Annotated in this window: 9 protein-coding genes and 1 pseudogene; 2 read left to right on the top strand and 8 right to left on the bottom strand. The window is 36.0% G+C overall.

All coding sequences use genetic code 11. From position 1 onward, the window contains the following. From QZV68_RS09835 to QZV68_RS09800, 8 genes and pseudogenes are all read right to left on the bottom strand, one after another. Positions 1-384: amidohydrolase family protein (locus QZV68_RS09835; protein ID WP_296880825.1), on the bottom strand; the 384-nt coding region annotated here is incomplete at its 3' end. 7 nt (positions 385-391) lie between these two features. Continuing rightward, complete coding sequence (locus QZV68_RS09830; RefSeq protein WP_296880824.1) at positions 392-1768, bottom strand: formylmethanofuran dehydrogenase subunit B; 1377 nt, start codon at positions 1766-1768, stop codon at positions 392-394. Next, positions 1758-2311: pseudogene (locus QZV68_RS09825) on the bottom strand (molybdopterin dinucleotide binding domain-containing protein). The gene QZV68_RS09830 and the pseudogene QZV68_RS09825 overlap by 11 nt, the downstream one beginning before the upstream one ends. Before the next feature lie 12 nt (positions 2312-2323). Further along, complete coding sequence (locus QZV68_RS09820; RefSeq protein WP_292743149.1) at positions 2324-2554, bottom strand: ferredoxin family protein; 231 nt, start codon at positions 2552-2554, stop codon at positions 2324-2326. 8 nt (positions 2555-2562) lie between these two features. Then, complete coding sequence (gene fwdF / locus QZV68_RS09815) at positions 2563-3660, bottom strand: tungsten-dependent formylmethanofuran dehydrogenase subunit FwdF (RefSeq protein ID WP_296880823.1); 1098 nt, start codon at positions 3658-3660, stop codon at positions 2563-2565. Between the two features lies 1 nt (position 3661). After that, the gene (locus tag QZV68_RS09810; RefSeq protein ID WP_296880822.1) at positions 3662-4111 is read right to left on the bottom strand and encodes a 4Fe-4S binding protein; all 450 of its coding nucleotides are present in this window, start codon (positions 4109-4111) and stop codon (positions 3662-3664) included. A 433-nt stretch (positions 4112-4544) separates the two neighbouring features. Further along, positions 4545-5558, bottom strand: coding sequence for a tungsten-dependent formylmethanofuran dehydrogenase subunit FwdF (gene fwdF, locus QZV68_RS09805; protein ID WP_296880821.1), 1014 nt, complete (start codon positions 5556-5558; stop codon positions 4545-4547). 12 nt (positions 5559-5570) lie between these two features. After that, positions 5571-5762 carry a 4Fe-4S binding protein gene (locus QZV68_RS09800; RefSeq protein WP_296880820.1) on the bottom strand — a complete coding sequence of 64 codons (192 nt, stop codon included), beginning with the start codon at positions 5760-5762 and terminating at the stop codon, positions 5571-5573. Between the two features lie 319 nt (positions 5763-6081). On the opposite strand from QZV68_RS09800, the gene mobB reads away from it, so the two are divergent. After that, positions 6082-7116 carry a molybdopterin-guanine dinucleotide biosynthesis protein B gene (mobB, locus tag QZV68_RS09795; protein WP_296880819.1) on the top strand — a complete coding sequence of 345 codons (1035 nt, stop codon included), beginning with the start codon at positions 6082-6084 and terminating at the stop codon, positions 7114-7116. Positions 7117-7120: 4 nt separating this feature from the next. Next, positions 7121-8050: a GTP 3',8-cyclase MoaA gene (gene moaA, locus QZV68_RS09790; protein ID WP_296880818.1), complete on the top strand. Its 930-nt coding sequence runs from the start codon at positions 7121-7123 to the stop codon at positions 8048-8050. Positions 8051-8371 lie beyond the last annotated feature (321 nt).

The raw sequence follows: 8371 nt of genomic DNA, 5'->3' as shown, positions 1-8371 counted from the left end.
GTGAGTGTGTTTTGCTTCAAGAGGAGGCATAGCTGCTTCTACAACAGTACCGTAACCTAATCTTGAGTATCTGTAACCGGTTGCAGGACAACTTGGAATTGAGAAACCAGATTCTGATCTTAAAACTTTAGTTTTTTGAGTAACACCTCTTCTGGAATCTTCAGGTCTGTATAATCTTCCTACTACTAATTTAGGACCTGCAACGTGTGCGTGAGGGTCAATACCTGCTGGCATGACTATTTTATCGGTAACGTCTAAGACTTTAGCATCAGCGGATACGTCATCTACAATAATACCATCTTTAAACATGACGTCCTTTTTCTCCCCGTTAATTTCATTAGCAGGGTCGTAGACAATACCATTTTTAAGAATATATTCCATTATATCACCTTTATAGTGCGTTTGGATTTGGCACATATTTTGGAGCTACGTTTGGCTCTTCTCTGAGTTTCATTACTCTTTCTTTCAATTCACGGACAATCCATTCATCATCACGACAGGTTTCTGGTTTGTCGATAGCTTTCTTCATGTAGATAGGAACTCCATCCATACGATAACTGGTACCGGCACATTCTACAGCAATGAATGAACCTGGCAATACTACGTCAGCGAGTTCGGTTGAAGGACCCCAGTGAATATCGATTTGAATAACAGGAATGTTAGCTAAGTGTTGGTTTGCTCCATTAGGGAAGTGAGCACCTGGGTCAGCTGCAATAACCATGAAACAGTCTGGTTCTTTTCTGGTTAATAAATCGATAGTGTTGGTTTCTCCTAACATATATCTTGGGTAACCTCTACAGTAGTCAACACCGAAAGCAAATCCACATTCGAATGCCATGAAAATGTTGAATCCGTTTACGTTAAAGTGACCTCTCATTGGAGTAAGACCCCATTTACTGTATTTGTTTAAGTCTTGTACCATTTTAATTGCAATATCAATGTTTCTTTGTTTTGATAAAGTGTGGGTTAAACCTAAACCGAAGAAGAGAACACCGAATTCAGCGCTTTTCATTTCTTCTGCTAATTCGTAAATGTCTTCTTTAGGAATTCCAGAAATTACGTCTTGGTATAATTCTTTTCCTCTGAGAACTGCTCTAATAGCGTTGTAGAAACCGTAGTCTCCGTTTTGTTCGAATCCAATCCATTTGTCTGAACATTTTGCGGTATCAGAGAATTTTGGATCCATAGTAATAACAGTTCTGTCGAATCTTCCTCTTTGTCTGAAGTATCCACGGCAGAATACAGCATATCTTGCCATGTGCCTTGGGTGAGAGTTCATTGCGTTACTTCCAGAGTAAGCAATAACGTCTGCTCTGTTTTGTACTTCTCCTAAAGTTTGAATAGGGTAACCAGCATTTTGTACAGCTTGGAGAGAAGGACCGTGACAGATAGTAGCTTGGTTATCTAATACTGCACCAATGTATTCACCTAATGCTACTCCTTCTTTCATACATTCAGTAGAAGTTTCAGACCAACCGTAGAATACAGGTCTGACGGAATTAGCAATGTATTCAGCAGCTTTGTCTAAAGCAGTATCCCAATCAACTTCTTTAAGTTCTCCGTTTTCATCCCTAATCATTGGAACAAGTAATCTTTGATCCATATCTTCCATAATTTTACTTGCTCCTAATCTGCATGCGTGTCTTACAGCAACTACGTGATTGTCTTTTACTAAGTAGTCTAAATCATCACAGTTACAACCACAGAATGCACAGGTACAATTTTCAACAATGTGATCATAATCAGTTACAGGCGGTTCATAAGTCATGGTCAATCAACTCCTCCCATTTACGTCCGTGATAAACAGGTAATTCACCTAAAGATTCCATGTTTTCAACAACATCGTCATCTTCTTCATCAACGTATTTTTTGTATACCCATCTCATTAAGTCTGCCATGAGTAATACTTTTCTGTCGGTTTTTTCGACAGTACATCTGATTCCTTTGTAAGTTGGGTCAGAACAGCAGTAAGTATCGTGGCTTACAATAGTGTTAGCCCATGGTCCTTTACAAATGAATACAGTTCCTTCATGAGGTGCATCTCTTGAAACTGCACAGTTTACTACAATTTTACAAGTACAGTATCCCAGTTGTTTACACCTAATTTTGCCATATCTCTAGGATCCATGTAGCAAGTACCGGAAGCGTTTTTGTATTCTTCTTTTAAAGTGGATCCTCTTTTCTTACAAGCACCTTGGTAAATGTCAGAACCAGTGTTTAACATACATTTTAAAACATCAGTTGTTCCTTCACCAGTAATTTTTACATCAGGCACTACAGGTTTTTCTAAATAAGTATTAGCATAATGCATTTGATAATCCCCCTATTCTAACCATATAGCATTTACTGGGCAAAACATTTGACATGTTCCACACTCTTCACATTTTTCTGGACTAAAGAGTTTGATGAATCCGTTTTCTACCATCATAATAACTTCTTCAGTCTTTGCACCATTACCACCAGCGTTTTCTGGGCTGATAGCAGCATTTACAGGACAAGCGATTACACAAATCCCGCATCCTAAACAATTATCTTGATTAACTTTAAGTTCCATATAATCACCTAGTCTTTAATTGCATCTAAAGCTTCTTTCCAAGTAGTTGAATTAATAGGAGTGTGGTCAACTTCAGTTCTTGTTACAGTAATTGCTCCATTAGGACATGCTTTTGCACATGCTTTACAACGTACACAGTATTCATCATAAGCAATAACGTGTTCCATTCTAGAACCTGGACCTGAAGATACTGGGAATGCTAAAGCGTTACATTGACAAATATCTACACAAGCACCACAAGCTTGACATTTATCATCGTCTACTTCAATACTACCTTCAAATGGTTTTTTAACTTTTGCTGCATCAGTAGGACATACTCCTTCACACCAGCCACAGTATACACAGAGTTCTGAGTCAATGACTGAGTTTCCTTTAACAACAGCTTTTGCAGGGTCTAAATCATATTCACCGTAGGAACAGGATCTACAAATTGCTTTGATAGCGTTAGTAGGGCAAGATTTTTTACATACGAGACAGTAAACACATTTGTCTTTGTCGATAACAATGGATTCTTTTCCAGTTTCTTTATCAACAACAATTGCTTCTGCTGGACATAATTCTTCACATACGCCACAGTAAATACATTCTTCATCATCAACTTCGATTTCACCAGTTACTAAATCTGCACGGTCTGGTAATATTCTTTCAATGACGATAGCATCACGAGGACATGCAATTTCACATCTTTTACAGTAAACACATTCATCATCATCGATTTCTGAGAAAGCGTTGTAATGAGGATATGCTTCAATTTCTTTGATTGGAACATCGTCAATAGTTAACACTAATGCATCAACAGGACATAATCCACTGCACATACCACATAATACACATTTACTTTCGTCAATGCTAATTCTTTGAACATCAAAGTCTTCTTTGAAGTTTTGAGCGATCTTATCGTGACCACTGAAGTATACGTCGTTTGAGATTCTGTGACGTGCGTCGATAGCAATTGCGTTTAAGGTAATTGCTTCAACAGGACAAGTTGATTCACAAATCCCACAACCTAAACATACATGGTCGTTGAAAGACAAGTTTCTAACTTCTTCAGCAGCTCTTGTGATGTCAAAGTTGTTGTCTTTAACCTCTTTTAAATTTCTAATCATATTAAATCTCCAAAATTTTTATTGAATTAGTTGGGCATTCATCACTACATAGCTGACAACCGCAACATTGTATGGAGTCTGCATGCGCATGCAATGATTCTAATTTAATAGCTTTCATCATACACACATTTACACATAATCCACAACCAATACACGAATCTTCTATAATTGCATCATAATTTCTTATTCTGCAAATATTCACAATTTTTCGACTCTCTTCTGGTTTGTCAAAAACAGCAAAAGCCATTTTCAGAAAATCCCTAGGACAAAATTCAGTGATAGTTCTTGCAACTTCTATGGAATTCCAAGACAAGTTGCTACCATTCAAATAATGGGAAATAGTTGACCTATCAACAGACAGCTCCTTTGCGATTTCCTGATGGGTTTTGCCCATGTTTTTTAATTTGACCGCAGCCAAATATTTTAAACCAGAGGCAATATGCTTTGGCATTAAATCACCATGTGTAATGATACTATTTTTTACAATATATTAATAAATAGTTGTCTACTAGAAACAAGACACAAGCTTTATATATAGGTGTGTAGATACTACACTAAAAAAAATGAAAATAAAGAATATAAAAACGTATTTAATAAAATTAAAATAGTATATCAGTTTAATAATTAAAATATGATTAAACTAATGAGCATATTAGATTTAAAAAAATTTATCCGATATAATATAACTTACATAACGGAAAAAACTATGAAAAATATAATACTTTTTTAAAAAAAAATATTAACAAAATAAAAGAAAATGACAAAATTGGCAATTTTTTAGGATGGCCTAAAATGATGTGTAGTTACTACACATAAATAGTTCGAAAACACCAGAATGAATAAAAAACAATGCCAAAAAATAAAAAATGAAAGAGTGAGCCAGATTATTTTCCAACCAAATTATTCAATATTTCATTCCATGACTCTGAATTGATGTTGTTCAATTTCATGGAATTTCTGGATAACACTCTTATATCCTGCGGACAAGCGGTTACACATGCACCGCACAAATTACAGAAGTTCAAATCATTAACTGACTTATTGTCAACTATTGTTACAGCATTACATGGGCATACATCTTGACATGCATGGCAAGATTCGCCTTTACATATTTTATCCTCCTGAGGAACTTCAGTCAATTCCAATGTTCCGTCAAAGGGTTTTGTAATTGTAATTGCATCTTCAGGACATATTTCACAACACCAGGAACAGCTTACACAGGATTTTTCTGAAATAATAGTTTTACCTGTGATTTCTGGAATTTTAATATCCTCATAATGCATGCATGTACTGCAAATTTGCTTGATAGCATTTTCAGGACATATTCTTCTGCATACTCCACAGAAAATACATTTGGAAAGGTCAACATCAATAGAATTATTCAATACATCAACAGATGATACAGGGACATTGGTGATATTGATTGCTTCGGCAGGACACATGTCTGCACAGAATGAACAATAAATACAATAATCCTCATCTATCTCTATTTCTCCCCTGACAAGGTCAGTAGGATTAGGAAGATTTCTTTCAAAAATAATTGAGTCCTGAGGGCAAACCAAGCTGCATTTACCGCAGTAGATGCAATCCCCATCATCAACACTGCATTCAATATCCCAAACAGGATAGTTACCTGTATTTTTAATGTCTGATCCATTAACCAAAAGTGATAATGCATTGAATGGGCAAGCTACAGAACATAGTCCGCAAAATACACAGGAATCCTCATTGACTGAAACCAAATCCATTTCAATCAATCCCCTTGCAATCGGTACAAGAGGACCTAACCTTAAGGATGATGTCGGACATACATCAGTACAAATTCCGCAACCGACACAATACTTATCAGAATATGTCAATTTACGGTGTTCTGCACCGCCTCTTTCAATATCAAACATGGATTACCTCCATTAAGCTTTGGATATTGCTTGATTTGGGCAATTTTGGATACAAAGATCGCAATCATCACAATTTTCAGGGACAATTTTTACATCCCCATCTTCTTCAATGATTGCACCTTGTTCACAAAGCTTTATGCATAATCCTTGTACGGGACAATTTTCAATATGTCCGCATTTGTCAGAATCAATTTTTACTGCCATATAAACTACCTCCAAAAAAATAACATAAATTAATTTTAATGTTATGATTTTCATTTTATCAATATGTCCATATAAAAATATTGGTTTAATTATCCGACATGGAACATTGAAACACAATCGGCTGAATGGGTTGAAAATCCACCATATGTGTAGTAATTACACATCAAGTATTCCTGAAAAAACAAAGGATAAATTTAATTTAAAATAGCCTATATCACGGAAATAATGATTAAAAATGGACAATTACATGTAAGAGTAAAAATATTGCCAAAACTCTTAATTAATATAAAGAATATAGTAATATCAAGGGGATTATAAAATGAAAATAGTATCCATTGTTGGCAAAAAAAATACGGGAAAAACCTCGCTAACCGTAAAAGTCATTGAAGAATTAACAAAAAGAGGCTATAATGTAGCTTCCATCAAACATTCGCACCACTCCATTGAGATGGACAAGGAAAATACAGACACCTGGAAACATAAACAGGCAGGTGCAAATCTGGTTGTGGGCGTTGGATCAACTACATTCTTTAATGCACGCCAGGAAATGGATTTGAACAGAATACTGTTTTTAATAAAGCATTATGGCAAATTTGATTATGTGATAATTGAAGGATACAAGAGATACAACTATCCGAAAATCATCACCTCCCCAGATGTAAGAGATGAATATACCATAAAGGAAGTTGATTCATTTACAATCGATGAAAAAGGAGTCAGTGAATTAGCTGACCTCATTGAAGAAAGAGGCCATGATATTGTAGACACATTATTTGCAAATAACTGCGGATTCAACAACGGTGAAGCAATTGCCGCAGAGATACGTCAGGGAAATCTGACAACAGATGATTTGGATGATGTATGCAGTTATCTGTCAATAGACGGCAAAGTGGTCGGTCTGAACAGATTTGTAAGTGATTATCTTAAAAATAGCGTTATTGGAGTCATCAACACATTGAACCTCAAGGACTATGATGTTGAAGACATCGGAAAAATTGAATTAGTAGTTCCTGCAGAAACTTCCCAAAATCCAATCGATGCACGCTGCAGCATTCTTATTAATGACAAACCCCTTGCAATTAATGAATTTACCAACAATATCGTTTCAAATTCCATAAAAGGAATGATAAACTCCATCAAAACCGAAGACAATGTCAAGACAATAGATGTTGAAATATCAGACATTTCCGGTGAAGACATGACTGGTGCAGGCATAAAACTCAAAACCAACGGCCATGACGTTGAACTGAATGATTTTACTCAGGGAATCCTAAAGGAAACCATTTATGCAGTCATCAATTCATTGACAATTGACGAAGCAATAAACAAAATAACAATAAAAGTGGAAGAGTGATAATATGGATGAAGAATTCACTTTAGACAAATACGAAAGACCCATTATTTCACTGAGGATTACTCTGACAAACAGATGTAATGTTAACTGCCTATACTGCCATCACGACGGCATGGTTAAATCAAAGGATGAAATGACCGCTGACGAGCTATACACAATCTGTAAAGTAGCTAAAAAAATCGGTGTCAGAAAAATCAGACTTTCAGGCGGAGAACCATTGCTCAAAAAAGACATTGTTGAAGCTGTCCAAAAGATCAGCAGCATCGGCTTTAAGGACATATCAATGACCACCAACGGAATTCTTTTGGAAAAATATGCTCAGGATTTAAAAGACGCAGGACTCGACCGTGTTAACGTAAGTCTGGACACTCTAAATCGTGAAACATTTGAATTTATCACCAAGAAGGATTACCTTGAAGATGCTAAAAATGGAATACTGAAGGCTGTTGAGGTTGGACTATATCCGGTCAAGATTAACATGGTCATCATGAAGGACATCAATCAGGACGAGATTATGGACATGTTCGAATTCTGTAAAGAGCATGATATTGTCCTCCAGCTCATCGAACTAATCGAAAGTGAAAACTGTGATGACGACAAGTTCAGTGCAGATTACCATTATAAGCTAGATGACATTGAAAAAGAGTTGGCTGATATAGCTGATGATGTCCATGAACGTAAATTTATGCAAGGACGTAAAAAATATTACATTAACGGTGGAGAAATCGAGGTAGTTAAACCTGTCGACAACGCTACCTTTTGCGCAAATTGCTCCAGATTGAGGATAACACCCGACGGCAAAATCAAGCCATGCCTATTAAGAAATGACAATCTGGTCGAACTGATTTCACATGTGCGAAATGGCGAAAGTGAGGAAAAGCTAGAAGAAATCTTCATAAACGGAATCAATAATCGCGAACCTTTCAACCAATAGCATTTGATCATACCATCATCAAAAATATTACTATTACTGTTTAGCGCTGCAATGATTGTTAGCGTACTCTTAGACTTAAAAATCGTTTTTTAATAATTAAAAATAGAATTTATCCTTCAGATAAGGTTATGAATTTTAAAAAGATTGAAAAAAAAAAGAAAAAATTGGCATAAGGAAAAATCCTTATAACCATTTAGCTTTGGATACGTGGTCTGTGAATGGAAGTGGTTCGTCACTGCCCATACCAGGAATGTATCCGTAGGTTTCTCTTACTTTGTTGTTTACAGTACTCCATACTTTAGCTACAGGGATTTCACATGG

This window comes from uncultured Methanobrevibacter sp. (assembly GCF_902801725.1).
GTDB lineage: Archaea > Methanobacteriota > Methanobacteria > Methanobacteriales > Methanobacteriaceae > Methanocatella.
This window is presented reverse-complemented; position numbering and strand designations above follow the sequence as displayed.